General features: G+C 70.6%; 27 protein-coding genes. 20 read left to right on the top strand and 7 right to left on the bottom strand.

From position 1 onward, the window contains the following. The first annotated feature begins 1 nt into the window (after window position 1). From serA to V4F39_RS23490, 7 genes are all read left to right on the top strand, one after another. The gene (serA, locus tag V4F39_RS23520; protein ID WP_332292507.1) at window positions 2-1,234 is read left to right on the top strand and encodes a phosphoglycerate dehydrogenase; all 1,233 of its coding nucleotides are present in this window, start codon (window positions 2-4) and stop codon (window positions 1,232-1,234) included. 156 nt (window positions 1,235-1,390) lie between these two features. After that, on the top strand, window positions 1,391-1,918 hold the full coding sequence (locus tag V4F39_RS23515) for a gamma carbonic anhydrase family protein (RefSeq protein ID WP_332292506.1): 528 nt from the start codon (window positions 1,391-1,393) through the stop codon (window positions 1,916-1,918). A 127-nt stretch (window positions 1,919-2,045) separates the two neighbouring features. Then, window positions 2,046-2,540 (top strand): Spy/CpxP family protein refolding chaperone, encoded by a 495-nt coding sequence (locus tag V4F39_RS23510; protein ID WP_332292505.1) that lies wholly within the window; start codon window positions 2,046-2,048, stop codon window positions 2,538-2,540. A gap of 16 nt (window positions 2,541-2,556) precedes the next feature. Next, window positions 2,557-3,258 carry a response regulator transcription factor gene (locus V4F39_RS23505; protein ID WP_332292504.1) on the top strand — a complete coding sequence of 234 codons (702 nt, stop codon included), beginning with the start codon at window positions 2,557-2,559 and terminating at the stop codon, window positions 3,256-3,258. Then, entirely contained in the window at window positions 3,255-4,586 is a 1,332-nt protein-coding gene (locus tag V4F39_RS23500) for a sensor histidine kinase (protein WP_332292503.1), read from the top strand. The genes V4F39_RS23505 and V4F39_RS23500 overlap by 4 nt, the downstream gene beginning before the upstream one ends. Before the next feature lie 70 nt (window positions 4,587-4,656). Next, on the top strand, window positions 4,657-5,280 hold the full coding sequence (locus V4F39_RS23495) for a PEP-CTERM sorting domain-containing protein (RefSeq protein WP_332292502.1): 624 nt from the start codon (window positions 4,657-4,659) through the stop codon (window positions 5,278-5,280). 14 nt (window positions 5,281-5,294) lie between these two features. Further along, window positions 5,295-6,236, top strand: a complete 942-nt coding sequence (locus tag V4F39_RS23490) for a hypothetical protein (RefSeq protein WP_332292501.1) — start codon at window positions 5,295-5,297, stop codon at window positions 6,234-6,236. Between the two features lie 25 nt (window positions 6,237-6,261). Here the strand turns inward: V4F39_RS23490 and V4F39_RS23485 are convergent, their stop codons facing one another. Then, the gene (locus V4F39_RS23485; RefSeq protein ID WP_332292500.1) at window positions 6,262-7,560 is read right to left on the bottom strand and encodes an alanine racemase; all 1,299 of its coding nucleotides are present in this window, start codon (window positions 7,558-7,560) and stop codon (window positions 6,262-6,264) included. Window positions 7,561-7,663: 103 nt separating this feature from the next. Next, entirely contained in the window at window positions 7,664-8,281 is a 618-nt protein-coding gene (locus V4F39_RS23480; RefSeq protein ID WP_332292499.1) for a hypothetical protein, read from the bottom strand. Between the two features lie 106 nt (window positions 8,282-8,387). Here V4F39_RS23480 and V4F39_RS23475 point away from each other — a divergent pair, with 106 nt between their 5' ends. Further along, a complete protein-coding gene (locus V4F39_RS23475; RefSeq protein WP_332292498.1) occupies window positions 8,388-8,705 on the top strand; it encodes a 2Fe-2S iron-sulfur cluster-binding protein in 318 nt (105 codons plus the stop codon). An 87-nt stretch (window positions 8,706-8,792) separates the two neighbouring features. Then, entirely contained in the window at window positions 8,793-9,218 is a 426-nt protein-coding gene (gene cdd / locus V4F39_RS23470; protein ID WP_332292496.1) for a cytidine deaminase, read from the top strand. A 22-nt stretch (window positions 9,219-9,240) separates the two neighbouring features. On the opposite strand, the gene V4F39_RS23465 is transcribed toward cdd, so the two are convergent. Further along, the gene (locus V4F39_RS23465) at window positions 9,241-10,152 is read right to left on the bottom strand and encodes a LysR family transcriptional regulator (protein WP_332292494.1); all 912 of its coding nucleotides are present in this window, start codon (window positions 10,150-10,152) and stop codon (window positions 9,241-9,243) included. 104 nt (window positions 10,153-10,256) lie between these two features. Between V4F39_RS23465 and V4F39_RS23460 the strand changes: the two genes are divergently transcribed. The 3 genes from V4F39_RS23460 to V4F39_RS23450 all read left to right on the top strand — a co-directional run bounded on the left by V4F39_RS23460 (window position 10,257) and on the right by V4F39_RS23450 (window position 14,213). Next, window positions 10,257-11,975, top strand: a complete 1,719-nt coding sequence (locus V4F39_RS23460; protein ID WP_332292493.1) for an acyl-CoA dehydrogenase family protein — start codon at window positions 10,257-10,259, stop codon at window positions 11,973-11,975. Between the two features lie 81 nt (window positions 11,976-12,056). Then, entirely contained in the window at window positions 12,057-13,037 is a 981-nt protein-coding gene (locus V4F39_RS23455) for a Bug family tripartite tricarboxylate transporter substrate binding protein (protein WP_332292491.1), read from the top strand. A gap of 30 nt (window positions 13,038-13,067) precedes the next feature. After that, window positions 13,068-14,213, top strand: a complete 1,146-nt coding sequence (locus V4F39_RS23450; RefSeq protein ID WP_332292489.1) for a CaiB/BaiF CoA transferase family protein — start codon at window positions 13,068-13,070, stop codon at window positions 14,211-14,213. Between the two features lie 24 nt (window positions 14,214-14,237). Here the strand turns inward: V4F39_RS23450 and V4F39_RS23445 are convergent, their stop codons facing one another. From V4F39_RS23445 to ahpC, 4 genes are all read right to left on the bottom strand, one after another. Then, complete coding sequence (locus tag V4F39_RS23445) at window positions 14,238-15,305, bottom strand: NAD(P)H-dependent flavin oxidoreductase (protein WP_332292488.1); 1,068 nt, start codon at window positions 15,303-15,305, stop codon at window positions 14,238-14,240. A 38-nt stretch (window positions 15,306-15,343) separates the two neighbouring features. Beyond that, complete coding sequence (locus V4F39_RS23440) at window positions 15,344-15,730, bottom strand: hypothetical protein (RefSeq protein ID WP_332292487.1); 387 nt, start codon at window positions 15,728-15,730, stop codon at window positions 15,344-15,346. 144 nt (window positions 15,731-15,874) lie between these two features. Beyond that, complete coding sequence (gene ahpF, locus V4F39_RS23435) at window positions 15,875-17,446, bottom strand: alkyl hydroperoxide reductase subunit F (RefSeq protein ID WP_332292486.1); 1,572 nt, start codon at window positions 17,444-17,446, stop codon at window positions 15,875-15,877. Window positions 17,447-17,644: 198 nt separating this feature from the next. Further along, a complete protein-coding gene (gene ahpC, locus V4F39_RS23430; RefSeq protein ID WP_332292485.1) occupies window positions 17,645-18,208 on the bottom strand; it encodes an alkyl hydroperoxide reductase subunit C in 564 nt (187 codons plus the stop codon). Window positions 18,209-18,378: 170 nt separating this feature from the next. Between ahpC and V4F39_RS23425 the strand changes: the two genes are divergently transcribed. The 8 genes from V4F39_RS23425 (at window position 18,379) to V4F39_RS23390 (ending at window position 26,198) form a co-directional block, all read left to right on the top strand. After that, the gene (locus tag V4F39_RS23425; protein ID WP_332292484.1) at window positions 18,379-18,774 is read left to right on the top strand and encodes a YciI family protein; all 396 of its coding nucleotides are present in this window, start codon (window positions 18,379-18,381) and stop codon (window positions 18,772-18,774) included. A gap of 101 nt (window positions 18,775-18,875) precedes the next feature. Further along, window positions 18,876-19,277, top strand: a complete 402-nt coding sequence (locus V4F39_RS23420; RefSeq protein WP_332292483.1) for a YciI family protein — start codon at window positions 18,876-18,878, stop codon at window positions 19,275-19,277. A gap of 40 nt (window positions 19,278-19,317) precedes the next feature. After that, window positions 19,318-19,740 carry a VOC family protein gene (locus V4F39_RS23415; protein WP_332292482.1) on the top strand — a complete coding sequence of 141 codons (423 nt, stop codon included), beginning with the start codon at window positions 19,318-19,320 and terminating at the stop codon, window positions 19,738-19,740. A 37-nt stretch (window positions 19,741-19,777) separates the two neighbouring features. Then, a complete protein-coding gene (locus tag V4F39_RS23410) occupies window positions 19,778-21,073 on the top strand; it encodes an RNA polymerase sigma factor (RefSeq protein ID WP_332292481.1) in 1,296 nt (431 codons plus the stop codon). A 379-nt stretch (window positions 21,074-21,452) separates the two neighbouring features. Beyond that, a complete protein-coding gene (locus V4F39_RS23405; RefSeq protein ID WP_332292480.1) occupies window positions 21,453-22,058 on the top strand; it encodes an XrtA/PEP-CTERM system exopolysaccharide export protein in 606 nt (201 codons plus the stop codon). A 32-nt stretch (window positions 22,059-22,090) separates the two neighbouring features. Further along, window positions 22,091-23,668: an XrtA system polysaccharide chain length determinant gene (locus V4F39_RS23400; RefSeq protein ID WP_332292479.1), complete on the top strand. Its 1,578-nt coding sequence runs from the start codon at window positions 22,091-22,093 to the stop codon at window positions 23,666-23,668. 2 nt (window positions 23,669-23,670) lie between these two features. Next, window positions 23,671-24,654 (top strand): XrtA-associated tyrosine autokinase, encoded by a 984-nt coding sequence (locus V4F39_RS23395; protein WP_332292478.1) that lies wholly within the window; start codon window positions 23,671-23,673, stop codon window positions 24,652-24,654. Then, window positions 24,651-26,198 (top strand): TIGR03016 family PEP-CTERM system-associated outer membrane protein, encoded by a 1,548-nt coding sequence (locus V4F39_RS23390; protein WP_332292477.1) that lies wholly within the window; start codon window positions 24,651-24,653, stop codon window positions 26,196-26,198. The genes V4F39_RS23395 and V4F39_RS23390 overlap by 4 nt, the downstream gene beginning before the upstream one ends.

The raw sequence follows: 26,198 nt of genomic DNA, 5'->3' as shown, positions 1-26,198 counted from the left end.
GATGACACAGCGCCTTTCCGTCGCCAAGGACAAGCTCAAGTTCGTGCTGCTCGAGGGCATCCACGCCACGGCGGTGGAGGCGCTGCAGTCCGACGGCTACACGCAGATCGTCACGTCGCCCAAGGCGCTGTCGGGCGATGCGCTGGTCGAGACGATCCGCGACGCGCACTTCCTCGGGATCCGCTCGCGCACCAACCTCACCGCCGAGGTGCTGGCGCAGGCGCCCAAGCTGGCCGCCGTGGGCTGCTTCTGCATCGGCACCAACCAGGTCGACCTGCTGGCCGCGATGCGCCAGGGCGTGCCGGTGTTCAACGCGCCGTTCTCCAACACCCGCAGCGTGGCCGAGCTGGTGCTGGCCGAGACCATCCTGCTGATGCGCGGCATCCCGCAGAAGAACGCGCAGCAGCACCGCGGCGGCTGGGACAAGAGCGCCGCCGGCTCCTACGAGGTGCGCGGCAAGACGCTGGGCATCGTCGGCTACGGCCACATCGGCACGCAGATCGGCGTGCTCGCCGAGCAGCTCGGCATGCAGGTGGTGTTCCACGACATCGAGGCCAAGCTCACGCTGGGCAACGCGCGCCAGCTCGCGTCGCTCGACGAGCTGCTCGCCGCCGCCGACGTGGTGACGCTGCACGTGCCGGAGACCGAGGGCACGAAGGACCTGATCGGCGCGGCGCAGCTCGCCCGCATGAAGCCGGGCAGCCATCTGATCAATGCGTCGCGCGGCACGGTGGTCGACATCGACGCGCTGGCCGACGCGCTGGCGCGCAAGCACCTCGCCGGCGCGGCGATCGACGTGTTCCCGGTCGAGCCCAAGGGCAACGACGCGGTGTTCGAGTCGCCGCTCACGCGGTTCGAGAACGTGATCCTCACGCCGCACATCGGCGGCTCCACCGCCGAGGCGCAGGCCAACATCGGCCGCGAGGTGGCGGCCAAGCTGATCCGCTACAGCAACAACGGCTCCACCGTCTCGGCCGTCAACTTCCCCGAGGTGGCGCTGCCCGAGCACACCGGCCGCAGCCGGCTGCTGCACATCCACCGCAACGTGCCGGGCGTGCTGGCCCATGTGAACGAACGCTTCTCGCAGGCCGGCATCAACATCGCCGCGCAGTACCTGCGCACCAACGACGAGGTCGGCTACGTGGTGATCGACGTCGACAGCGCCACCAGCGATGCCGCGTTGAGCCAGCTCTGCAGCGTGCCTGGCACGATCCGGTGCCGCGTGTTGTATTGAGCCCCCAAGCTCGCTGGCGCTCGCTACCCCCCGAGGGGGCCGTTCGCCAGCGGACCGGCGCAGCCGGATCCGCGGCTTTTGCTGGGTCCTGCCGCGCGCGAGGCGCAGCTAGGATGGCGTGATCGGGGCGTGGGCCTCGTGACAGGAGCATGCCGAATGGCCATCTATGAACTCGACGACCTCCGGCCCCGCATTGCGAGCACCGCCTGGGTGGCCGACAGCGCCCAGGTGATCGGCAACGTCACGCTGGACGAAGGCGCCAGCGTGTGGTTCGGCTCGGTGGTCCGGGGCGACAGCGCGGACACGGTGCGCATCGGCCGCAACAGCAACATCCAGGAGAACAGCGTGCTGCACTCCGACCCCGGCAAGCCGCTGACGATCGGCGACAACGTGACCATCGGCCACATGGTGATGCTGCACGGCTGCACCATCGGCGACGGCTCGCTGGTGGGCATCGGCGCCGTGGTGCTCAACGGCGCGAAGATCGGCAAGGGCTGCCTGGTGGGCGCCGGCTCGCTGGTCACCGAGGGCAAGGAGTTCCCCGACGGCTCGATGATCATCGGCAGCCCCGCCAAGGCGGTGAAGACGCTGTCGCCCGAGCAGATCGCCGGGCTCGAGCGCAGCGCCCGGCACTACGTGGGCAACGCCGCGCGCTTTCGCGACGGGTTGAAGAAGATCGGCTGAACGGCCCCGGCGACGGCGCGGCCGTTCCCGTTGAAAAGAAACGCAACACGCCGATACCGTGCCGAAAGGACACGTCCCTGATCGGCGGACACCATGGCCCCATCGCAACTTCCTCGATGAGCCACAGATGAAAGCCTGGATCCAACGCACCCTCGTCGGCGTCTTCGGCGCCAGCGTCCTCTTCGGCGGTCTGGCCGCCTGCTCGCACCGCTTCGAAGGCCACGGCGGCTGGGCGCAGCACAGCCCCGAAGACCGCGCGAAGCACCGCGCCCGGATGGTCGAGCGCGTGGCCGCCAAGCTCGAGCTCGACGCCGCGCAGAAGGCCAAGCTCGACACCCTCGCCAGCACGCTGCAGGCGCAGCGCCAGGCGGTGATGGGCGGCACCACCCACCCGCGCGCCGAGATGCAGGCGCTGGTGGCGGGCAGCACCTTCGACCGCGCCCGTGCGCAGTCGCTGGTGCAGGAGAAGGCGCAGGCCCTCCAGGCGGCCAGCCCGGCCGTCATCGCCGCGATGGCGGACTTCTACGACAGCCTGCGCCCGGAGCAGCAGCAGAAGGTGCGCGAGTTCATGGCGCGCCGCGGCGGCCGCGGCCACGGGCCGGGCCACGGACCGCGCGGCTGACACACGCCCCCGCCCCATGCGCCGCCTGCTGCTGATCGACGACGACGAGCAACTGGCCGCTCCGCTGGCGGCCTTCTTCCGCCGTTTCGACTGCGAGCTGCAGGCGGCCACCACGCCCAGCGCCGGGCTCGCGCTGCTGCGCGCCGGGCGCTTCGACGCCGCCATCCTCGACGTGATGCTGCCGGAGATGGACGGCTTCGCGCTGTGCCGCACGATCCGCCATGAAAGCGACGTGCCCATCGTGATGCTGACGGCGCGCGGCGACGTGATGGACCGGGTGATCGGCCTCGAGCTCGGCGCCGACGACTACCTGCCCAAGCCCTTCGAGCCGCGCGAACTGCTCGCGCGGCTGCAGACGGTGTGGCGCCGCAGCGGCGACCGCGGCACGGCCGCGGCGCCCGTGCCGGCTGCCGATGGCCGTGTGCTGCGCTTCGACGGCCTGGTGATCGACCTCGACCGCCGCCAGGTGCTGCGCGGCGAGCTGCCGGTGGAGCTCACCGGCACGGAATTCGAGCTGCTGGTGCTGCTGGCGCGCGAGCCGCAGAAGGTCTTCCATCGCGACGAGATCCTCGAGCGGTTGCGCGGCCAGGCCGCCGAAGACCTCTTCACCCGCGCCGTCGACATCCTCGTGAGCCGGCTGCGCAAGAAGCTGGAGCCGCTGGACTGCATCAAGACGCTGCGCGGCGTCGGCTACGCCTTCGCCGGCGGGCGGCCGTGAGCGTTCCCCCCGGCGGCACACGCGCACCGCGCTGGCGCAGCCGCTGGCAGGGTGCACGGGCGCGGCTGTCGTACTCGCTGCGCTGGCGGCTGGTCGGGCTCTTCGTGCTGCTGGCACTGGCCACCGTGGTGGTCTTCGTCGTGGGCATGCAGCAGGTGATGCGCGGCGGCTGGCGCGATTACGCGCGCCCGCTCGCCAAGCACTACCTGGACCTCGCGGTGGCCGACCTCGGCACGCCCCCCTCCATCGACAAGGCCGCCGCGATGGCGGCACGGCTGCCGCTGCACATCCGGATCGACGGGCCCACGGTGCAGTGGGATTCCGACCCAGGCCGCCCCCCGGCCGAAGCGCGCCGCTGGCGCGGCCGCGGCGCGGAAGCCGACGACGGCGGCGCTTGGCAGACCCGGGTGCTCGCCGACGGCCACCGCGTGACCTTCCGCCTGGCGCAGCCGCCGCACGAGCTGCGGGCACGGGGCTTCGGCTGGGCCACGCTCGGCGTGCTGCTGCTGCTGGTGGCGATCGCCTGGCGCGGCGTCAGCCGGCTGCTGCGCCCGATCGAAGGCATCCGCGCCGGCGTGCAGCGCTACGGCCAGGGCGATTTCTCCACGCCCATCGCGATGCAGCGGCGCGACGAGCTGGGCCTGCTCGCGCGGCAGGTCGACACGATGGCGGCCGACCTGCAGCGCATGCTCGAAGCCAAGCGCGGGCTGCTGCTGGCCATCAGCCACGAACTGCGCAGCCCGCTGACCCGCGCCCGCGTGCACGCCGAGCTGGTCGAGGACGGCCCCGCCCGCGACGGCCTGCTGCGCGACCTGGGCGAGATGCGCGACCTGATCGCCGACCTGCTCGACAGCGAGCGCCTGGCGGCCGGCCATGCGGCGCTGCAGACCGAGCCCACCGACCTGGCCGCGCTGGTGCGCGACGCCGCGGCCGACGCGCCGCCGGGCACCGTCGCGCTGGCGCTCGAAGACGGCCTGCCGCCGATGCCGCTCGACCGCACGCGGCTGCGCCTGCTGCTGCGCAACCTGCTGGGCAATGCCCAACGGCACGCGGGCGGCGCGCCGGTCACGCTGTCGCTGCGACGCGACGGCCTCGACGCGGTCTGCCTGACGGTGCGCGACCGCGGCCCGGGCGTCGGCGACGACCAGCTGGCCCGCCTGGCCGAGCCGTTCTACCGCACCGACGGCGCGCGCCTGCGGCGCAGCGGCGGCGTCGGGCTCGGCCTGTACCTGTGCCGGCTGGTCGCCGAGGCGCACGGCGGCACGCTGAGCTTCCACCACGCGGCGCCGGGGCTGGCCGTCGAGCTGCGGCTGCCGGCCGGAAGTTGACGGCCCGTCATGCGGTGCGGCCCTTTTCTTGCGTAGTATGGGCACCCTTTGCAACCCCCGCACCAAGGTGATGCCAGTGATAAAAAATCTCACGTCGACCCTGGCGCTGGCCGCGATCGCGGCAGCAGCTTCTCCTGCGATGGCGGCGCCGGTGGCCGTCGGGCTCGGGGCGTTCGGCCCCTCCACGGTGATCGACTTCAATGCGCTGAGCGACCAGCTGCTGGTCGGGAACCTCTACGCCGCGCAGGGCGTCACGGTGACGGGCGGCCTGATGTACACGGACAACAGCGCTGCCGCGCAGGCCGCGTTCGGCAGCCAGGGGGCGAGCAACCACAACCATGCCCTGCCGCCGGCCTCCTCGGCATGGATCACGCTGAGCTTCGCGAACCCGATCGTCCGCCTGGGCATGGACCAATTCTCCAACGGCACCGAGTTCTTCATCGAGGCGGCCGGCGGCGAGCTGCTCTACGGCACCGGCACGAGCGCCTCCTTCGTGGGCCTCGAGGATCTCGCCGGCTTCAGCGAGGCGACGCTGTACATCACCTCCGAACTCGATCCGATGTTCTACATAGACAACCTGCGCTTCGAGCTGGCCGAAACGCCCGGCGGCACCATTCCGGAGCCGGGCAGCCTGGCGCTGGCGGCGCTCGCGCTCGGCGCGGCGGGCTTCGCGCGCACCCGCCGGCCGCGCTGAGCGGACCTGCCGGCATGACGCCCTCCGCCGGATCCGAAGCCCCCCACCCGGCCGCGCAGGCCGCTGCGGCTTCGATCCCATCGGCCCGGATCGTCGGGGCCTTCGGGTACCGGGTGGATGGCGACACCGCCTGCCTCAACGCCGAGATCGACTGGGCCCCCACGGCGGCCGACGCCGGCAGCTGGAGCCTGCAGCTGTGGGCGACGCCGGCCGGCGGCAGCGGCGCGGAGGCCGGCACGCTCGTCGCGGCGCTGCCGGTGGCGGTGCCCCTGCACACCCATGGCGAGCCCTTGTGCGTGGAAGGCTACGTGACGGCGCTGCCGCCGGCCGGCACCGGCCCGTACACGATGGAGCTGCGGCTGGCCGCGGCCCGCCCCGACGGCCGGGCCGTGGTGCACGACCGGGCGGCCTTCGGGCAGCCCGAGCGCTTCGTCCAGCCCCGGCTGCACGGCGTCACCCTCACGCGCGGCCCCGACGGAGGCCTGACGCTGCTGGCCGAACGGGTCCACAACCCCCGGCCACCGGACAACCTGAGCGGCACCCTGGCGCTGGAACTCTGGCTGCTGGCCGCGCCGTACCGCGGCGGGCCGTTCGAAGGCCGCTGCCTGGCGTCGGCCCCGTTGGGCACGCTGCCGGGCCAGGCGTCCACCGGCCCGGTGTCCATGGCAGTGCCTGCCCTTGCCGCCGATGAGGCGCGCCCCTGGTGCCTGATGCTGCGCGAGTGGACCGCGGTCGGCTACGTCACCCGCGACCACGCGACCCTCGCGGCCGCTGCGGCCGGCGCAGCGCAGACGCCGGTGGCCGCGCCTTCGGCGCCGGCGGACGCCCCCGCCCCCGTGCTCGCCGCGGGCGGGGCCGCCGCCCGCGCCCGCCCGGTGCGTCCGCCCGCCCCGCCGGTGCCCGCAGGGCTGGGGGCCCGGCTGATCGCCAACCTCCGCGGCTTCCTGCAACGCTGACGCCCGCCGCCCGGCGGCGGCGCGGCTAGAAGTGCATCGTGACGGCGCCCGTCACGCGGTAGTCGTCCTCGACGATCGGCATCCAGTGCCACTTGTCGAACGTGGTGCAGGGATGCGAGATGCCCAGCCCCACCCGCTCGCCGACCGCTGGCGCCGCCGCCTCGTCGGCTGCATCCCAGCGCAGGTAGGCATGCTGGTCGTTGAGCGCCGTGACGCGCCAGCTGGCGGGCGCCGCCTGCGGCCTGCGCGCCCCCCGCGCGGCCCGGCCCCAGGGAATGGGCATCTCGATGTCGAACGAGACATCGCGCCGGCCGGCGGCCAGGATCGCCAGCCCGGGCTCGGGCCGCGACTGCACGGCGGCCCACACCTCCAGCGCCGGGCGCAGTCCGTCGGCGCAGCCGCAGCGCCGGTTCACCGCGTCCACCATGCGCTTGTAGAAGCCGTGGTCGTGGGTGACGTAGCAGCCCGAGCGCAGGAGGCCGCGCACCGGGCGCGCCAGCGCCGGCTTCAGGCGGCCCGCCACGAGGTCGAAGATCGCGGAGCCGCCCGCCGACACCAGCACCTCCGGCGCCTCGAAGAGCCCGGCCTGGTCGCAGTGGCCCGCGATGGCATCGACGCGGTCCATCAGGGCGTGTGCATAAGGCGCGTCTGCCTCGCTGCGCCCCTGGGCGCCCAGGCCTTCGTAGCACTCGATGCCCACGAGGCTGACCGCCGGGCTGGCATGCAGCGCGGCGGCCAGCGCCAGCGCCTGCGCGTGCGTGCGGCAGCCGGTGCGTCCGCCGTCGACGCCGATCTCAAGCATCACCTCGAACCGCCGGCTGCCGGGACGCGCGGCGGCCCAGGCCTCGATCAGCGCCAGCTGCGCCAGCGAATCGACGAGAAACACCACGCGCAGGCCCTCGTGCGCCTGCAGCAGCGACTGGAGGCCCGCCAGGTCGCCGTCGTCGAACACCTGGTTGGCGAGCACCGCACGGCGCACCCCGGCCGCCACGCCGACCGCGAGCTGCGTGACGGTGGCGAAGGTGAGGCCCCAGGCGCCGGCATCGAGCTGTCGGCGGAACAGCTGCGGCGACATCGTCGTCTTGCCGTGGGGCGCGAGGTCGATGCCCCACTGCCGAACCTGCCGCTGCATCCAGGCCAGGTTGTGCTCGAGCGCCGTGCGCTTGATCACCGCCAGCGGCAGGGGCAGGTCGCCGGCCAGGACGTTCCAGCCGGCCTCGGCCAGCTCGCTGGCACGCCGCGGCGCCGCGGTGGTCGGGTAGCCCTTGCAGTGGCCCGTCAGCAGCGGGTCGAGCGCGGCCTCGGGCGCGCCGGGGCGGGTCATGCGTACACCTTCGTCATGCGGTCGCTCCTGGGCGCCGCCGGGATGGCGCGCGCACCGCGCTTTGTACCCGCTCGCGGTGCCGCTGCGCCGCGGCGGGCGCCGGTCAGCCGTCCGTGCCCGGCCCCGGGGGGGGCTGTGCGCCGGGAATGTCGGAGGACAGGCGGGGCAGGTCGCGCGGCGGCACGGCGGCCGCCGGCGCTGCTGCCGGTGCGGCCTGCACACCCGGTGCAGCGGCGGGCGCCGGCGGGGGCGCCGCCAGCGGGGATCGCGGCGGGGGCGGCTCGGCCACGGGCGGCCGGCCCAGGGGCGCGGCGACGCGGGTCGCGTACGGCGACCGCGGCGGCGGCGGGGGCAGCGGGATCTGCTGCCAGTCGTTCCACAGCGGCTGCCGCTGGTCGGGGCCGGCCAGGGCCAGCTCCTCCACCAGTTCGCCGCGGCTGTCGGCGATCACCACGCGGTGCGATGCCGAGTTGGCCGCCAGCGCCCGGCCGAAGCGGCGCAGGCGGTCGAGGTCCGTATGCCAGATGTGGCCCTGCAGGTGCAGGCGGCCGCCGGGATCGCGGGTGATCTCGATCACGCGGTAGATCGGCTGGGCGCCGAACCGGCGGAAGGGCGAGGCGATGGGCGTGCGCGGCAGCGAACGCGCAGGATCAGGCGTGCGGCCCGGCATCAGCGCAGGCGGCACGGCGTTTTCCAGCGGTGCGGGAGCGGTCTCACCCATCGACATCCGCCTCATATCGACGCCGCAATGGCCGACCTGAGCTGCTGGAACAACTTGTTGCGAAGTGCCGGTCCTACACTGGCCGCCCTCCTTTGCCGTCCGACCCATGCCGCCTGCAGACGATCCCGCGCCGCTGCCGCGCTGCCACACGGTGCAGCTGGCACCGGCCGGCCCGCGTTATGCCGCCCTGTCCACGCAAACGCTGCTCGCGGCCGCGCTGCAGGCCGGCCTGCCGCTGCGCAGCGCCTGCCGCAACGGCACCTGCCGCGCCTGCCTGTCGCGGCTGATCGAAGGCGAGGTGCACTACGTGATCGACTGGCCGGGGCTGAGCGCCGACGAGCGGCGCGACGGCTGCGTGCTGCCCTGCGTGGCGCAGCCGCGCTCGGACGTGGTGCTGCAGCCCGGCAGCGCATCGTGGGGATGAGGTGCTGATGAAACGACCCCCAGCTCACTTCGTTCGCGGCCCCCGAGGGGCGCGTCAGTGCCTTCGGGCGGCCGGGCGGCAACTGACATGAACCTGCCGCCTGACACCGAAGCGCGCCTGCTGGCAGCGGCCCGCGAGGCGCGCGGCCGGGCGCATGCGCCGTACTCGCGCTTCGCCGTCGGCGCCGCGCTGCTGGACGAGCAGGGCCGCGTGCATGCCGGCGCCAACATCGAGAACGCGGCCTACCCCGAAGGCCTGTGCGCCGAGGCGGTGGCGCTGGCGCACCTCGTGATGGCGGGCGGGCGGCACGTGCAGGCCGCCGCCGTCATCGCCGACAGCCCGGAGCCGGTCACGCCCTGCGGCGGCTGCCGCCAGAAGCTGCGCGAGTTCGGCGCGGCCGACGCACCGGTGCTCTCGGGCGACCCGGGGACGCTGCGTGCGCGCTACACGCTGGGCCAGCTACTGCCCGCCAGCTTCGGGCCGCAGCACCTCGCGGACGACGCGGCGCCTTAGCCCAGCCCGCCCCCGCATTTCCTCAGCCGGCCGGGTCGGCAGCGGCTGCCTCCACCGCGGCCGCCGTGCGCACCTCATCGAGGAAGGCCTGCATCGCCGCGCTCGGGTCGGCGGTGTTCCATACGCACCACGACTGTGACTGCGTGGGCGAATCGGCCAGCGGCACGAAGCGCGCACCGGCGATGCCCGAGCGGCGCAGCGCGTCGGGCACCAGCGCGACGCCCAGGCCCTGCGACACCAGCGACACCACGCTCAGCCAGTGCCGCACCTCGTGGCGGATCTCGGGGTGGAAGCCGGCGTCGGTGCAAATCGACAGCACGCGCTCGTAGTAGTCGGGCGAGACACCGCGCGAGAACATCACGAAGGGCTCGTCGCGCAACTGCCGGGCCGTGATGGCCGCCTCCCCGGCCAGCGCGTGGTCTTCGGACAGACAGCACACGAAGGGTTCGGCGGTGAACAGCAGGCGCGACATCTCCGCCGGCACACGCGCGGTGTGCACGAAGCCCACGTCGAGCTGGCCGTGCGCCAGCTCCAGCAGCTGGTCGGCCGAGTTGAGCTCGCGCAGGATCAGACGCATGCCCGGGTGCTCGGCCTGGAAGCGGCGCAGCCTCTGCGGCAGGCCGCGGTAGAGCATCGCGCCGACGAAGCCCACGCGCAGCTGGCCAGCGAAGCCGCGGTCCACGTCGCGGGCACGCAGCGCGGCCTCGCGCGCCTGGTCGAGCAGCGCACGGGCCGCCGGCTCGAAGGCCTTGCCGGCCGCCGTCAGCCGCACCTCCTTGCTGTTGCGCACGAAGAGCTTGGCGCCGATCGAGGCTTCGAGCTGCTGGATGTTCAGGCTCAGCGGCGGTTGCGAAATGGCCAGCCGACGCGCCGCGCGGCCGAAGTGAAGCTCTTCGGCCAATGCGAGGAAGTAGCGCAGGTGACGGAACTCCATGATTTCAGATTTGTATCGATGAAGAGTTAATCGATATTGGACAACTATCGTCGCACTGCCAAGAATGGGATGAACCAGCAAGTGAACCCCCAGGAGACAAGCCCATGTCGGCCCGCCCGTCCATCGACCTCGACGCGCCCACCGCCCACCCGGTGCCGGACCAGCATGGCGCCAACCTCTTCACCACCGACCCGCAGCTCGCGGCGCTGCTGCCGGTGTACCTGCCGCCCGAGTTGGTGACGCACCTGACGCCGCGCTTCGAGCAGCTGGGCGCGCTGGCGGGCGGCCGGCTCGACGACCTGGCCGGCACCGCCGACAAGCATCCGCCCGAACTGCAGCTGCGCAGCCGCAGCGGGCAGGACGACCCGCGCATCCTCAAGCACCCGGCCTACGTCGAGATGGAGCGCCTGGCCTTCGGCGAGTACGCGCTGGCCGCCATCTCGCACCGCAGCGACGTGCTGGGCTGGCCCGGGCAGATGCCGGCCACCGTCAAGTACGTGCTGACCTACCTCTTCGTGCAGGCCGAGTTCGGCCTGTGCTGCCCGGTCTCGATGACCGATTCGCTGACGCGCACGCTGAAGAAGTTCGGCGCGCCCGAGTTGGTGGAGAAGTACCTGCCGTCGCTGACCAGCCTCGACCTCGACACGCTGTCGCAGGGCGCGATGTTCATGACGGAGCAGGGCGCGGGCTCCGACATCTCGGCCACCGCCACCCGTGCGCGGCCCGACCCCGACCACCCCGGCGCCTGGCTGCTGGAGGGCGACAAGTGGTTCTGCTCCAACCCCGACGCGGCGCTGGCGATGGTGCTGGCGCACGTCGACGGCGCGCCGGCCGGCATGAAGGGCGTGTCGCTCTTCCTGCTGCCGCGCGACCTGGAGGACGGCAGCCACAACCGCTACCGCATCGTGCGGCTGAAGGACAAGCTCGGCACCCGCTCGATGGCCAGCGGCGAGATCCGCCTCGAAGGCGCACGCGCGTACCTCGTCGGCGAGCTTGGCCGCGGCTTCGTGCAGATGGCCGACATGGTCAACAACTCGCGGCTGTCGAACGGCGTGCGCGCCGCGGGTCTGATGCGCCGCGCCGTGAGCGAGGCGCTGCACATCGCGCGCCACCGCGAGGCTTTCGGGCGCAAGCTGGTCGAGATGCCGCTGATGCGCCGGCAGCTGATGAAGCTGGTGCTGCCCGCCGAACAGGCGCGCACGATGGTGTTCCAGACCGCCGCCGCGCTGCGCCGCGCCGATGCCGGCGAGCCCGGCGCCTACGCGCTGGCGCGCATCCTCACGCCGCTGATCAAATTCCGCGCCTGCCGCGATGCGCGCAAGGTGACGGGCGACGCGATGGAGGTGCGCGGCGGCTGCGGCTACATCGAGGAATGGGCCGATCCGCGGCTGGTGCGGGATGCGCACCTGGGCTCGATCTGGGAAGGCACGAGCAACATCGTCGCGCTCGACGTCGTCCGCGCGATCAAGCGCGAAAGCTCGCTGGACGCGCTGATGGCCCACGTCGACGGCCTGCTCGGCGCGTCGGCGATGGACGCCGCGCTGCGCGCCCGCTTCGACGCGCAGCTGCCGCGGGTGCGCGTGCTGGCCGAAGCCGCGGCCGCGGACGGCGGCGACGTGCTCGCGCGCCGTGCGGCCTCGGGCCTGTACCACCTGGCCACCGCCGCCGCGATGGCATGGGAGGCGGCCCGCATCGGCACGCCCGATCGCCTGCACCTGGCCGGGCTGGTGCTTCAGCACCGGCTCGAAGCGGCCGATCCCCTGGCCGCGGCGTTCGATGCGCCCGCCCAGGCGGCCGCCGAGGCCGTGTTCCTGATTCCCTGAACCTGCGGCGCCGAACGGGCCGAAGAGCCCGACATCCCGGTGCCGATCCCCCGACCCGACCTTCGTCACGGAGACAAGACCATGCTGAACCGCCGCCACTGGCTGCTGTCCGCCACCGCCTCGCTGGCCGCCGCCGGCCCGCTGCCCGCGCTCGCGCAGGGCTTTCCCAGCAAGCCGCTCACGCTCGTCGTGCCCTTCGCGCCCGGCGGCCCCACCGACGCGATGGCGCGCATCCTGGCCAACGCCATCAAGCCGCAGCTCGGGCAGCCGATGCTGGTGGACAACAAGGCCGGCGCCGGCGGCAACATCGGTGCCGAGGCGGTGGCGCGCGCCGAGGCCGACGGCCACACGTTGCTGTTCGGCACCTCGGGGCCGCTGGCCATCAACGTCAGCCTGTTCGGCAAGATCGGCTACGACCCGGTGAAGAGCTTCGCACCGGTGATCCAGGTGGGCCACCTGCCCAACGTGCTGGTGGTGCACCCGTCGATGCCGGCGAAGAACGTGCAGGAACTGATCGCCTACGCGAAGAAGAACCCCGGCAAGCTGAGCTTCGCGTCCTCGGGCAACGGCGCCTCGTCGCACCTGGCGGGCGTGCTCTTCAACATGCGCACCGGCACCGACATCCAGCACATCCCCTACAAGGGCACGGGCCCGGCGCTGAACGACCTGCTGGGCGGCCAGGTGGCGATGTCGTTCACCGACGTGCTGACGGCGCTGCCCCACATCAAGGCCGGCAAGCTGCACGTGCTGGGCGTGACGGCCGGCACGCGCTCGCAGGCGCTGCCCGAGGTGCCCACGCTGATGGAGCAGGGCGTGGCCGATTTCGATGTCAGCGTGTTCTTCGGCATCGTCGCCCCGGCCGGCACGCCGCAGGCGGTGGTCACGCAGCTCAACAACGCCTTCGTCGCGGTGCTGCAGCAGCCCGAGGTGAAGGAGGGCCTGGCCAAGCAGGGCCTGGAGCCGCCGCCGGCCACCACGCCGGCGCAGCTGGCCGTGTTCATGCGCAAGGAAACCGCGAAGTGGCGCGAGGTCATCAAGGCCTCGGGCGCCCGCGCCGACTGATCCGCCTTCTCCCCACCGCCGAGGCCCGCCATGAGCATCCCGCAAGACGCCGCCCCTTCTCCCGACGACCGCGCCCTGCCCTCCCGCGGCCCCGGCGCACTGGCCGGCCTCCGCGTGATCGACCTGTCGCGCGTGCTGGGCGGACCGTACTGCGGGCAGATCCTCGGCGACCACGGCGCCGACGTGCTGAAGGTCGAGCCCCCGCAGGGCGACGACACCCGCGCCTGGGGCCCGCCGTTCCGCCACGGCGTGGCGTCGTACTACCTCGGCCTGAACCGCAACAAGCGCGGCACGCGGCTGGACCTGGCGCAGCCCGAAGGCCGCGAGGTGCTGATGACGCTGCTGGCAGGCGCCGACGTGCTGATCGAGAACTTCAAGACCGGCACGATGGAGAAGTGGGGCATCGGCTGGGACGTGCTGCACGCGCGCTTCCCGCGGCTGGTGCACGTGCGCGTCAGCGGCTTCGGCGCCGACGGCCCGCTCGGCGGCCTGGCCGGCTACGACGCCGCGGTGCAGGCGATGACCGGGATCATGAGCGTCAACGGCGAGGCGAACGGCGAGCCGCTGCGCGTCGGGCTGCCGGTGGTCGACATGGTGACGGGCCTGAACGCCGCGCTGGGCGTGCTGCTCGCGCTGCAGGAGCGTGCGGTGAGCGGGCTCGGCCAGTTCGTCGAGGCGAGCCTGTTCGACTGCGGCCTGTCGCTGCTGCACCCGCACGCGGCCAACTGGTTCCTCGATGGCCGGCGGCCGGGGCTGTCGGGCAACGCGCACCCGAACATCTACCCCTACGACGCCTTCCCGACGGCCACCGCGCCGGTGTTCCTCGCCGTCGGCAACGACCGCCAGTTCGCCGGCCTCTGCGAGCACCTCGGCGTGCCCGGCCTGGCGCAGGACGCGCGCTACGCGACGCCGGGCCAGCGCTCGGTGAACCGCCAGGCGCTGCGCGAGGAACTCGTCGCACGCTTCGCCGCGCTCGACGGCGAGGCGCTGGCCCAGGCGCTGATGGACCGCGGTGTGCCCTGCGCGCCGGTGCTGTCGGTCGATGCGGCACTGAAGCATCCGCACACCGCGCACCGGGAGATGGTGGTGGAGATCGGCGACTACCAGGGCGTGGCGTCGCCGATCAAGCTCAGCCGCACGCCGGCGACGTACCGGGTGGCGCCGCCGGTGGAGTGAGGCGGTGGCGTTGTCGTCGTGTGCTCACGGCGCGTCCGGCGGCACGCCGCGCGCCAGCGCGGCCGTCAGCGCGGCCGCGTCGAGCGCCTCCGCCGCCACGTGCTGCCCCGCCCACAGCGGCGAGAACGCCCCCGTCCCGGCCTTCTCCGCCGCCGCCCGCAGCGGCGCGATGGGCGCGGTCGCGTTCGGGAACCGCGGCGCGTCGTCGGCGAGCGGGCCGAGCTCCCGCATCGCGCGGTTGACGATGCCGCGTGCCGGCCGGCCGCTGAAAACGTTGGTGAGGGCCGTGTGCGCCGCGTCCGGGCTGCCCAGCGCGGCGCGGTGCAGGGCCGAGGTGCCCGCTTCAGGGCAGCGCAGGTAGGCGGTGCCGACCTGCACGGCGCTCGCGCCGAGCGCGAAGGCTGCCCGTACGCCGCGCGCATCCGCGATGCCGCCGGCGGCGACCACCGGCAACTTCACCGCGTCGACCACCTGCGGCAGCAGCGCGAAGAGGCCCGGCTGGCGCGTCAGGTCGTCGTCGAGGAAGTGCCCGCGGTGCCCGCCGGCTTCCCAGCCCTGGGCGATCACGGCGTCGGCGCCGTGCGCCTCCAGCCAGCGCGCCTCGTCGACCGTGGTGGCGGACGACAGCACGAACGAGCCCCAGCGCTTCACCTCGTCCAGCAGTTCGCGGGTGGGCAGGCCAAAGTGGAAGCTGATGACGGGCGGGCGGACATCGGCGACCAGCGCGGCGATCTCCGCGGTGAAGGGCGCCCGGCCTGCGCCGGCCGGCGCGTTCGCGAGGTCGAGGCCGAACTCGGCGTCGTAAAGCGCTGCGAGCCTGCCGCGCCATGCAGCGTCGCGGGCCGCATCGGGCTCCGGTGGGCGGTGGCAGAAGAAGTTGACGTTGTAGGGCCGGCCGCCGGCCTGGAGCGCAGCGAGTTCGGCGCGCAGCGCGTCGGCCGTCAGCATCGCCGCGGGCAGCGAGCCGAGGCCGCCGGCGGCGGACACGGCCAGCGCGAGCCGGCTGCCTTGCGAGCCGGCCATCGGGGCCTGGATGACGGGAAACTGGATGCCGAGCCGGGCGGCGAAGGGGGAGGCGGCGGTAGCGGGCATGGGGCGGCGGAGCAGCGTCCTCGGACGGAACCCCGAGCCTACGCCGCGGGGCCGAAGCCCCGCCCGCCGCGGGGTTTGCCGACGAGCGACGGCACGGTGCCGGCGCCCCAGCGGTCACGCTCGCGCAACAGCGCGTGCACCCGCGCGACGAGCGCGTCGACCCGCTGCGCCAACGCCCGGCGCGTGGGCAGGCCGGGCACCGCGGCTTCGAGCTCGGCGCGGTCCTCGTGCGCCCAGCCCAGCGCCGTGTCGCGCAGGATCACCGCGGCGCGCAGGCGCATCAGCTCGCGCGACTGCCGCTCGATCAACGCGGCCTGCTCGGCCATCAGGCGGCTGCAGCGGCGCTGCACCTGGCCGTACGCCATGACGAGCGCGGTGTGCTCACGCGCCAGCGTGGCCGGCTCGTTCTGGATAGGACGGTTCATCGTGCACCTCGTGGTCAGCGAGGCTGCATGTTAAATGCGAATTGTTCGCATTTGAGATAACGCCCTGTTGCCAAAGGAAAAGGCCCCGGGGCATCGCCACGGGGTCTCGGGGACGTGATGGCAGCGGCCTGCGCTGCGCCTCGATCAGGCTTCGGCCGGCGCCGACGTCCGGATCAGGTGGTCGAACGCCGCCAGCGCCGCGGTCGAGCCCTGGCCGAGCGCGATGACGATCTGCTTGTACGGCACGGTCGTCACGTCGCCGGCACCGAACACGCCGGGCACCGAGGTCTGGCCGTGCGCGTTGACGACGATCTCGCCGCGCGGCGACAGCTCTACGCCGCTGCCCTTCAGCCACTGCGTGTTGGGCACCAGGCCGATCTGCACGAACACGCCGGCCAGATCGAGCTCGTGCACTTCGTCGGTCTTGCGGTCCTTGTAGGTCAGGCCGGTGACCTTGCTGCCGTCGCCCTTCACCTCGGTCGTCTGCGCGTTCACCAGCACTTTGACGTTGGGCAGGCTGTGCAGCTTGCGCTGCAGCACCGCGTCGGCGCGGAGCTGGCCGTCGAACTCGAGCAGCGTGACGTGGTCGACCACGCCCGCCAGGTCGATCGCCGCCTCGACGCCGGAGTTGCCGCCGCCGATGACCGCCACCTTTTTGCCCTTGAACAGGGGGCCGTCGCAGTGCGGGCAGTAGGTGACGCCCTTGGTGCGGTACTCGGCCTCGCCCGGCACGTTCATGTCGCGCCAGCGCGCGCCGGTGGCCAGGATCACCGTCTTGCCCTTCAGCGTGGCGCCGCTGGCGAGCTTGACCTCGATCAGCCCGCCTTCGGCCTTCAGGCTTTCGGCGCGCTGCGTGTTCATGATGTCCACGTCGTATGACTTGACGTGCTCTTCCAGCGCGACCGCGAAGCGCGGGCCGTCGGTTTCCTTCACCGAGATGAAGTTCTCGATCGCCATCGTGTCCAGCACCTGGCCGCCGAAGCGCTCGGCCGCCACGCCGGTGCGGATGCCCTTGCGCGCTGCGTAGATCGCGGCCGCCGCGCCGGCCGGGCCGCCGCCGACGATCAGCACGTCGAAGGGCTCCTTGCCGTCGAGCTTGGCCGCACCGCGCGCCGCGGCGCCGGTGTCCACCTTCACGAGGATCTCTTCCAGCTCCATGCGGCCCTGGCCGAAGGGCTGGCCGTTCAGCAGGATGGTCGGCACGGCCATGATCTGGCGCTCTTCCACTTCCTTCTGGAAGAAGCTGCCGTCGATCGCGACGTGCTTGATCTTCGGGTTGAGCACCGCCATCAGGTTCAGGGCCTGCACGACGTCCGGGCAGTTGTGGCAGGTCAGGCTCATCCAGGTCTCGAAGACCAGTTCGCCTTCGGGCTGCAGCGCCTTGATCTGCTCGATGACGTCGGCGTCGACCTTGGGCGGGTGGCCACCGGCCTGCAGCAGCGCCAGCACCAGCGAGGTGAACTCGTGGCCCATCGGCAGCGCGGCGAAGCGCACGCCCATGTCGGCGCCGGCCTTGGTGATCTGGAACGAGGGGCGGCGCGCGTCGGTGCCGTCGGTGCGCAGGCTGATCTTGTCGGACAGGCCGACGATCTCGGTCAGCAGCTCGTTGACCTGGCGCGATTCGTCGCGGTCGTCGAGCGAGGCGATCAGCTCGATCGGGTGCTGCAGGCGTTCGAGGTAGGCCTTGAGTTGGGCCTGGAGGTTGGCGTCCAGCATGGCAGCTCCTTGAGGTGGGTTTTGCGCGTTTTCGGGCGAGGTCGGTCCGACCCCGTTGAAGACGCCCCCAGGCCGCAAGCCGCGGGACGTTTTCAACAGGGCCCGGTGCGGGCCGGGGCAAGCCGGTGCTGCCGGCCCGCCCTGGAAGCTTGCGTGGCCGGCGGCGTGCCGGCCTTGCGCTTCGTCACGTGTCGTGGATCAGATCTTGCCGACCAGTTCCAGCGACGGGGTCAGCGTCGCGGCGCCTTCGTTCCACTTGGCCGGGCAGACCTGGCCGGGATGGGCGGCGGTGTACTGGGCGGCCTTCAGCTTGCGCACGGTTTCCTTGACATCGCGGGCGATCTCGTTGGAGTGGATTTCCGCGGTCTTGATGACACCGTCCGGGTTGATCACGAAGGTGCCGCGCAGCGCCAGGCCTTCTTCGGGGATGTGCACGCCGAAGGCGTTGGTCAGCTGGTGCGTCGGGTCGCCGACCAGCGGGAACTTGGCCTTGCCGACGGCCGGCGAGGTTTCGTGCCACACCTTGTGCGAGAAATGCGTGTCGGTCGTGACGATGTAGACCTCGGTGCCCAGCTTCTGGAACTCGGCGTAGTTCTCGGCGGCGTCCTCGATCTCGGTCGGGCAGTTGAAGGTGAAGGCCGCCGGCATGAAGATCAGCACGGACCACTTGCCCTTCAGCGTCTGCTCGGTGACCTCGATGAACTTGCCGTTGTGGAAGGCCTGGGTCTTGAACGGTTGGACTTGGGTGTTGATGAGCGACATGTGTGCTTCCTAGGTGGTGGGTTGGTGGTAACGCGGAGTGGATTGTGGCCGTCGAACGGCATCGCGTGGATTTATTGATTCAATGTGACTGATTGAGCCAGACTAAGTTCCGCGGCCGGCAGAATGGCCAGTCCCCCTGACCCCTGTCTCATCGGAAGGAGCCTGCCGCCATGTCGTACATGCTGCTGATCATCGAGCCCCCGGGCCAGCGCCGTGAGCGGGGCGAACTGGCGGGGCGGGCGGTCTACGAGCGCATGCAGTCGTTCGCAGCCGGCCTGACGTCGCGCGGGCTGCTGGTGGCCGCCGAATCGCTCGCGGAGCCGGGGCCGCACGCCGCGCGCCTGCAGGTCCGCGGCGGCCGCCGCACGGTGATCGACGGACCCTTCGCCGAGACGAAGGAGATGGTGGGGGGCTTCTTCCTGCTCAATGTCGCCACGCGCGAGGAGGCGCTGGCGATCGCGGCCGACTGCCCGGCGGCCGAGTGGTGCACGGTCGAGGTCCGGAAACTCGGCCCGTGCTGGGAGGCCGAGGCCGCCGCGGTCCCCACCAGCGCGCCAGGCTCCTGACCCTTCCCGGCGTACGCAGCGCGGCCATTGTCGATTTCCGCGCGATCGGATCGTCGTGAATCAGGGGCGCCGCTGGCGCACCACACGACAGGAGCGATGCGATGCGATACATCATCATCGTGCGGGCCACGCCCGACACCGAAGCCGGGTCGTCCCCGGGGTCCGACGAGACGCTGCGGCCGGCGCTGGCCGCGTACCACGAACAACTCGGACAAGCCGGCGTGCTGCTGGACGCCGCCGGCCTCAAGCCCAGCCGGGACGGCTGGCGCATCCGTTACGGCAGCGGGTCCAAGCAGGTGGCCAACGGCCCCTTCGCCGAGACGAATGAACTGATCGCCGGCTACACGCTGATTCAGGTGCGCGACCGCGAGGAAGCGATGGAGTGGGCGCGCCGCTTCCCCGCGCCGATGGGCGAAGGGATGCCGGCCGAGATCGAGGTGCGCGAGCTGTATGACACCGACGATCGCCGCGCCGACGTTTCCGGCCTCGGGCCCGCCCGCTGAGGCTGGCCCCCAACACGACGACCCCCAAGGAGCTTTTCGAATGCACAAGCAGATCTACGTCAACCTGCCGATCAAGGACATGCAGCGCTCCCGCCGCTTCTTCGAGCAGATGGGCTACAGCTTCAACCCGCAGTTCACCAACGACCAGGGCGCCTGCCTGGTGCTGGGGGAGAACCTCTACGCGATGCTGCTGGTCGAGGACTTCTTCAAGGGCTTCACCAGCAAGCCGATCGCCGACGCCACCCGGACGTCGGAAGTGCTGATCTGCGTCTCCTGCGACACGCGGGAGGAGGTCGATGCCCTGGTTGCCAAGGCCGTCGCCGCCGGAGGCACGGCACCTCGCGCGCCCCAGGACCACGGGTTCATGTACGGCCACGGCTTCGAAGACCTGGACGGCCACATCTGGGAACTGGTCGCGATGACGGGCGAACCCCCTGCCCAACCCGCGCAGCAGGCGTCATGAGGCCTGCGACCACTGCCGGCGCCGAAAGCCCCCGCCCGTGACGGCCCACGCGACGCACCGTGCCATCGAGGCGGTCTGGCGCATCGAGTCCGCGCGCATCATCGCGGGGGTGGCGCGGCTGGTGCGTGACGTCGGCCTGGCCGAGGAACTGGCGCAGGACGCGCTGGTGGCCGCGCTGGAACATTGGCCGCGAGACGGGTTGCCCGACAACCCCGGGGCGTGGCTGATGGCCACGGCCAAGCACCGGGCGCTCGACCGGCTGCGGCAGCTGTCCATGCAGCAGCGCAAACACGAGGAGCTGGGTGCCGATGCCGATGCGCTGGGCGCGCACGTGACCCCGGATTTCGTCGACGCGCTCGACGCCGCGCGGCAGGACGACATCGGCGACGATCTTCTGAAACTGATCTTCACGGCCTGCCATCCCGTGCTGCCGACCGAGGCGCGCGTGGCGCTGACGCTGCGCCTGCTGGGCGGCTTGAGCACCGCGGAGATCGCCCGCGCGTTCCTGACGTCCGAACCGACCGTCGCGCAACGCATCGTGCGGGCCAAGCGTGCCCTGACGGCGGCGCGTGTGCCCTTCGAGGTGCCGGCCGCCGACGCACGGGCCGAACGCCTCGATTCGGTGTTCGACGTCCTCTACCTCATCTACAACGAAGGCTATGCGGCCACCGCCGGGGACGACTGGATGCGGCCCGCCCTGTGCGATGAAGCGATCCGCCTGGCACGGGTGCTCGCGGGCCTCGTACCGAACGAATCGGAGGCGCACGGACTGTCGGCGCTGATGGAGCTGCAGTCGTCCCGCGCGCACGCGCGCATCGATACGAACGGCCACCCCGTGCTGTTGCGCGACCAGGATCGCAGCCGCTGGGACCCGTTGCTGATCCGCCGCGGCCTGGCGGCACTGGCCCGTGCCGAGGCCCTGGCCGACGCCGGCGCGGGATGGGGCCCGTACGCGCTGCAAGCCGCGATCGCCGCATGCCACGCACGCGCGACGCGCTCCGGCGACACGGACTGGCAACGCATCGTGCAGCTCTACGACGCCTTGCTGGAAGCCGCACCCTCGCCGGTGGTCGCACTCAACAGGGCGGTGGCGGTGGGCATGGCGAGCGGGCCCGCCGCGGCGTGGCCGCTGGTCGAAGCCCTGGCCTCGCAGCCTGCGATGGCGGCCTATCCGTGGTTCTACAGCGCCCAGGGCGAATTGCTGGCGCAGATGGGCCGGCGGGCACAGGCCCGCGCGGCCTTCGAGCATGCCGCGTCGCTCACACGGAACGGCCGCGACCGCGCGGTGCTGCTAGCGCGCGCAGAGGATCTGAGCGATCCCTATATCCAATAGCACGGGTCGCCGGCCCGTGTCAGGGCGACGCCGTTACCACCCGTGCCCCGTGGCACGACGACTTCCGATGTTCAGCGCCACCCATGTGGGGGTGTTCCAACAGGCCGGCTGCACACCAACCATGGCCAAACAGTGCGTATCCGCACGACAACGGGCGATCACAGGAGTCGGCATGCCCCTGTGCCGTCAAGGCCTTGTAGTAAATTGTGCGACGACTCGCCCGGCCCCTGGGCCTACCATCCGCGAGACCCTATCCGAGGTTTGCTGACACCTGTGGGCAACGTTGTATGCCTGAGCTAGACAGACCCGCGATTCACCGAACCACAGCCATGCCAAGGGCGCATCCATCGTGCGCCCTTCTCATCTTGAAGGACGCATCATGCTAAAACTACCATTAGTGGCAATTTCTTTGATGATCTTGGCAGGCTGCTCCGGGTTTTCCACCAAATATCCGCCGATACCGACCGACACCCCTGCGCCGGATTACTCGTACATCATCGGTGCCGGTGATGCGCTGAACATTATCGTCTCGCGCAATCCCGAATTGTCGATGTCGGTGCCGGTGCGCCCCGATGGGAAGATCTCCGCCCCCCTCGTCGATGAACTCCAGGCGCAGGGAAAGACCCCGACCCAGGTTGCGCGGGATATTGAGAAGCAACTCGAGAAGTACATCCGCGATCCGGTGGTGACGGTCGTCGTGACCAATTTCATCGGCCCGTACAGCGAACAGGTCCGCGTTGTCGGCGAGGCCGCGCGGCCTCAATTCCTGCCTTACAAGCAGAAGATGACGCTGCTGGACGTGATGATTGCCGTCGGCGGGCTGACTGATTTTGCGGCCGGCAACAAGGCCACGATCCTGCGGGGCTCCGACGGCAATAAGCAATACGCCGTCCGCCTCAAGGACCTGATCAAGGACGGAGACATCTCAGCCAATGTCGAAATGCGTCCGGGCGACATCCTCATCATTCCGCAGAGCTTCTTCTGACATGAGCCGGGTGTTGGCGGCAGGAACGCGCAATGTACGAACTTATTGAGCAGATCACCAGCATTGCGCGCGGTATGTACAAGTACCGCTGGCAAGGCGTGGCCGTGGCGTGGTTGGTGGCGATCGCGGGCGCCATATTCGTGATGCGGATTCCCGACCAATATGAAGCCAGTGCGCGCGTGTTCGTGGATACGCAGACGATCCTGAAACCGCTGATGTCCGGGCTGGCAGTTCAACCCGATGTGAACCAGCAGGTGAACATGCTCAGCCGCACCTTGATCAGCCGGCCGAACATCGAGAAGCTGGTGCGCATGGCCGATCTCGACCTTGACCAGAGCACCAAGGCCAAGCAGGAGGCGACCGTCGAGCGGCTGATGAACACGCTGCAGATCAAGAGCGCCGACCGCGACAACCTCTACCTGCTGTCCTTCCGCGACTCCGATCCTGAGAAAGCGAAGCGTGCCATCCAGTCGCTCGTGTCGATCTTCGTGGAATCGAGCATGGGTGCCAGCCGCAAGGACACGGACAGCGCCAAGGTCTTCATCAATGAGCAGATCCGCAGTTACCAGGCGAAGCTGGAGGAGGCGGAAGCCCGATTGAAAGATTTCCGGCTGAAGAACATCGAACTCCAGTTCAGCGACGGGAAAGACTCTGCAACGCGGCTGGCGGAGCTGGCGGCCCAGCTCGAGGCCGCAAGGCTGCAACTGAGAGAAGCGGAGAACGCGCGATCCGCCGCAAAGGCCGCCCTCGCCGCCGAAACCTCCGCCGGCGTCAATTCCACGGTGCAGAGCTTGCTGGAAGAGTCTTCGCTCAACATCGCGACGCCCGAGATCGATGGGCGCCTGGAAAGCCAGAAGCGCAACCTCGACGCGCTGCTGCAACGGTTCACCGACCAGCACCCCGAGGTCGTCAGCACGCGCCGCCTCGTCAAGGAGCTGGAAGCACAGAAGGCCGCGGAGGTCGCCAAACTTCGCAAGCAGCAGGCGCAGCAGCCATCGATGATGGGCGGCGGCAACCAGTCCAGCCTGGCCGCCCAAGAGATGAACCGTGTGCTGGCGACCTCGGAGGTGCAGGTGGCGGCGCTCCGGGCCCGGGTCGCCGAGTACGAAGCGCGGTACAACGATGCGCACTCCAAGATCCGGCTCACCCCCAAGATCGAAGCAGAGGCGGCACAGCTCAACCGCGACTACGCGATTCACAAGAAGAACTACGAAGATCTGGTGGCGCGACGCGAGGCGGCCGCGATGTCCGGGGATCTCGACGTCGCGTCGGGCATGGCGGATTTCCGGCTGATCGAGCCGCCGCGGGTGTCACCGAAGCCGGTATCCCCCAACCGCATGCTGCTGCTGCCCCTGGCGTTGGCGGCGGCGATCGGGGCCGGCCTGTTCGTCGCCTTCAGCGCGAGCCAGCTTCGTCCGGTGTTCCACCGTGCGTCTGAACTGCGTGCGAAGTTCGATCTGCCGCTGCTGGGCGTGGTGTCGCTGATTCAAACGGACGCCGACCACCGGCGTGACCGCAGCGACATGCTTCGCTTTTCCGCCGCCAGCGCCAGCTTGGTCGGTCTATTCGTTCTGGGCATGGTCGCCATGTCTGTGATGACAGGCAAATAACCATGAATGGCAGTTTGATAGAGCAAGCCGCGCAGCGGTTGGCGCAACTCAGGGAAGCCGGCATCGAAATTCCCCAGCCGGCCTCGGCAGCGACCTCGTCGCCCTCGCGAGGAGGGCCGCCCGCCGAGCCGGTGCCGTCCCCGGCAGTTGCCTCCGACGCTGCGACGAATCTCGCGCGGCCCGCCTCGCGCAAGGTCGAACTCGACCTCGACAGGCTCGCGGCCGCAGGCATCGTCACGCCCGCGGCACCACGCTCCAACGTGGCGGACCAGTACCGTGTGATCAAGCGCCCGCTCATTCGCAACGCGGTCGGCAAGGGCGTTTCCACGATCACCCACGCCAACCTGATCATGATGACCAGCGCGCTGGCCGGGGAAGGAAAGAGCTTCACGTCCATCAATCTGGCGATGAGCATCGCCAACGAACTCGACCACACCGTGATGCTGGTCGATGCGGACGTCGCGCGGCCCTCTCTGCCCCGCATGCTGGGCATTCCTCAAGGGCCCGGGCTGCTGGAAGTGCTGGAGCAGCAAGCCGACATGGCGGACGTGCTCCTGCGTACCAACGTCGACAAGCTGTCCATCCTGCCCAGCGGCGCGCCCCGCCCCAAGGCCACCGAGTTGCTCGCCAGCGATGCGATGCGCCAGCTGCTGGACGACATCGCGACCCGCTATGCGGATCGCATCATCATCTTCGACTCACCGCCGCTGTTGCTGACCACGGAAGCGCGGGCACTCGCCACCAACATGGGGCAGATCGTGGTGGTCGTCCACGCCGACAAGACCCTGCAGTCCGACGTGCAGCATGCGCTCTCCACCATCGAGCACTGCCCTGTCCGCATGCTGCTGCTGAACCAGGCTCGCACGATTTCTACCGACGGCTATGCGTCGGGTTACGGCTATGGCTATGGGTACGGCTACGGCTACGGGCCCAGTCCCGACCGTGCAGCAGCCCCGTCGACGTCCGCGCCCGGAACGCTGTCGTGACCAGGCGGGCCAGGCAGAAAACGGCCGCCTTCGAATGGCGTGCCATCCGGGCGATGGCGCTGGCCGTCACGCCGCTTGTCGGGATCCCGTCCATGGCCCTGGCGCAAAGCGATGGCAGCGGCCGCACCTGGACGTTGTCGCCCGCGGCGAGCCTGCGGCAGACGCTGACAGACAACTACCAGGCATCCAGCGACGGGGAAAGTGACGCGATCACGCAGGCGACGGTCAGCGTGCGGTTGCTCGGTACCGGCAGCCGGGTGCGAGGCAGCCTCGAATACTCGCTGTCGAGCTTGCTGTACGCCCGACATTCCGAGGAAAACGACCTGCAGAACACGCTGAACGGCGTCGGCACGGCCGAGTTGGTCGACAACTGGGCCTTCGTCGACTTGGCGGGGTCCATCTCGCAGCAGCAGATTTCCGCTTTTGGCCCCACCGCCACCGATCCGTCGCTGGCCAGCGGCAACCGCTCGGAGACGAGAACCTTCTCCGTATCGCCGTATATCCAAGGGGAGCTCGGTTCGCTGGCCCGATACGAGGCGCGCCTGAATTACGGGGTGAATCGCAGCAGCAGCTTCAGCGCCGCCAATTCAAAGTCCACAGGCGGCAGGCTCTCGCTTCGGGGAGGGGATACACAACGCACACTGGCTTGGTCGATGTCGGCGAGCCGGGACACGGTCGACTACGACTCCGGCACCTCCACCGAGACGGATACGTTGCGCGGAACGCTGAGCTATCCGTTGATGTCGTCGTTGGTGCTCACCGGCATCGGCGGCACCGAATGGACGGACCTGCAAAGCCCTGAAAAGAAATCGTACGAGATCGCCGGCCTGCAGCTGGATTGGGTGCCGAGCGAACGGACCAAGCTTTCCGCCCGCTACGAAAAGCGCTTCTTCGGCTCGTCCCACGCCGTGAGCTTCACCTTCCGGACGCCCCGCACCGTCTGGAACTTCATCGACTCCCGGGACGTCTCGACGGGCGGCCCCAACGGCCGCTCGGGGGGCATCACCGTCTATGACCTCCTGTTCCAGCAGTTCGCCTCGGCGGAGCCTGACCTGCTCCGGCGTGATCTGCTCGTGCGCGAAGTGATCGCGATCTACGGGTTGAACCCGAACAGCACCGCCATCCCGGGCTTCCTGACGGCATCGCCCACGTTGCAGCGCGTCCAATCGCTGTCGCTGGCACTGATGGGCATCCGCTCGACGGTCGTCTTCCAGGCAACACGAACCTCGTCGCGCCAGCTCCAGCGCGCCACCGACACAGGCGATGATTTCGGCGCCTCGAATTCGGTTCACCAGCGCGGCTTCAATGCCAACTGGTCGCATCGGCTCACCCAGCAATCATCGATCAACACCACGCTGGGTTGGGTGCGCTCGACGGGTGAGTTCAGCTCTCAACGCACGTCCGTGCGCAGCCTCTCGGCGGGCTGGACCACGCGCCTCAGCCCCCGCGCAGACCTGGGTGTGTCCGCCCGCTACAGCCAGTCCAGCGGCACAACGCAATTCACCGAGCGGGCGCTGATCGCCAATTTCGGGTATCAGTTCTGA

Source organism: Aquincola agrisoli, from assembly GCF_036621135.1.
Taxonomy (GTDB): Bacteria; Pseudomonadota; Gammaproteobacteria; order Burkholderiales; family Burkholderiaceae_C; genus Aquincola; species Aquincola agrisoli.
The sequence above is the reverse complement of the archived record's forward strand: the minus strand, read 5'-3'. Positions and strand labels throughout refer to the sequence as shown.

Excerpts from the sequence above, each read along its gene's own strand:
- serA (WP_332292507.1), top strand. The coding sequence starts at position 2 with ATGACACAGCGCCTTTCCGTCGCCAAGGACAAGCTCAAGTTCGTGCTG.
- V4F39_RS23515 (WP_332292506.1), top strand. The coding sequence starts at position 1,391 with ATGGCCATCTATGAACTCGACGACCTCCGGCCCCGCATTGCGAGCACC.
- V4F39_RS23510 (WP_332292505.1), top strand. The coding sequence starts at position 2,046 with ATGAAAGCCTGGATCCAACGCACCCTCGTCGGCGTCTTCGGCGCCAGC.
- V4F39_RS23505 (WP_332292504.1), top strand. The coding sequence starts at position 2,557 with ATGCGCCGCCTGCTGCTGATCGACGACGACGAGCAACTGGCCGCTCCG.
- V4F39_RS23495 (WP_332292502.1), top strand. The coding sequence starts at position 4,657 with ATGCCAGTGATAAAAAATCTCACGTCGACCCTGGCGCTGGCCGCGATC.
- V4F39_RS23490 (WP_332292501.1), top strand. The coding sequence starts at position 5,295 with ATGACGCCCTCCGCCGGATCCGAAGCCCCCCACCCGGCCGCGCAGGCC.
- V4F39_RS23485 (WP_332292500.1), bottom strand. The coding sequence starts at position 7,560 with ATGACCCGCCCCGGCGCGCCCGAGGCCGCGCTCGACCCGCTGCTGACG.
- V4F39_RS23480 (WP_332292499.1), bottom strand. The coding sequence starts at position 8,281 with ATGGGTGAGACCGCTCCCGCACCGCTGGAAAACGCCGTGCCGCCTGCG.
- V4F39_RS23475 (WP_332292498.1), top strand. The coding sequence starts at position 8,388 with ATGCCGCCTGCAGACGATCCCGCGCCGCTGCCGCGCTGCCACACGGTG.
- cdd (WP_332292496.1), top strand. The coding sequence starts at position 8,793 with ATGAACCTGCCGCCTGACACCGAAGCGCGCCTGCTGGCAGCGGCCCGC.
- V4F39_RS23465 (WP_332292494.1), bottom strand. The coding sequence starts at position 10,152 with ATGGAGTTCCGTCACCTGCGCTACTTCCTCGCATTGGCCGAAGAGCTT.
- V4F39_RS23460 (WP_332292493.1), top strand. The coding sequence starts at position 10,257 with ATGTCGGCCCGCCCGTCCATCGACCTCGACGCGCCCACCGCCCACCCG.
- V4F39_RS23455 (WP_332292491.1), top strand. The coding sequence starts at position 12,057 with ATGCTGAACCGCCGCCACTGGCTGCTGTCCGCCACCGCCTCGCTGGCC.
- V4F39_RS23450 (WP_332292489.1), top strand. The coding sequence starts at position 13,068 with ATGAGCATCCCGCAAGACGCCGCCCCTTCTCCCGACGACCGCGCCCTG.
- V4F39_RS23445 (WP_332292488.1), bottom strand. The coding sequence starts at position 15,305 with ATGCCCGCTACCGCCGCCTCCCCCTTCGCCGCCCGGCTCGGCATCCAG.
- V4F39_RS23440 (WP_332292487.1), bottom strand. The coding sequence starts at position 15,730 with ATGAACCGTCCTATCCAGAACGAGCCGGCCACGCTGGCGCGTGAGCAC.
- ahpF (WP_332292486.1), bottom strand. The coding sequence starts at position 17,446 with ATGCTGGACGCCAACCTCCAGGCCCAACTCAAGGCCTACCTCGAACGC.
- ahpC (WP_332292485.1), bottom strand. The coding sequence starts at position 18,208 with ATGTCGCTCATCAACACCCAAGTCCAACCGTTCAAGACCCAGGCCTTC.
- V4F39_RS23425 (WP_332292484.1), top strand. The coding sequence starts at position 18,379 with ATGTCGTACATGCTGCTGATCATCGAGCCCCCGGGCCAGCGCCGTGAG.
- V4F39_RS23420 (WP_332292483.1), top strand. The coding sequence starts at position 18,876 with ATGCGATACATCATCATCGTGCGGGCCACGCCCGACACCGAAGCCGGG.
- V4F39_RS23415 (WP_332292482.1), top strand. The coding sequence starts at position 19,318 with ATGCACAAGCAGATCTACGTCAACCTGCCGATCAAGGACATGCAGCGC.
- V4F39_RS23405 (WP_332292480.1), top strand. The coding sequence starts at position 21,453 with ATGCTAAAACTACCATTAGTGGCAATTTCTTTGATGATCTTGGCAGGC.
- V4F39_RS23400 (WP_332292479.1), top strand. The coding sequence starts at position 22,091 with ATGTACGAACTTATTGAGCAGATCACCAGCATTGCGCGCGGTATGTAC.
- V4F39_RS23395 (WP_332292478.1), top strand. The coding sequence starts at position 23,671 with ATGAATGGCAGTTTGATAGAGCAAGCCGCGCAGCGGTTGGCGCAACTC.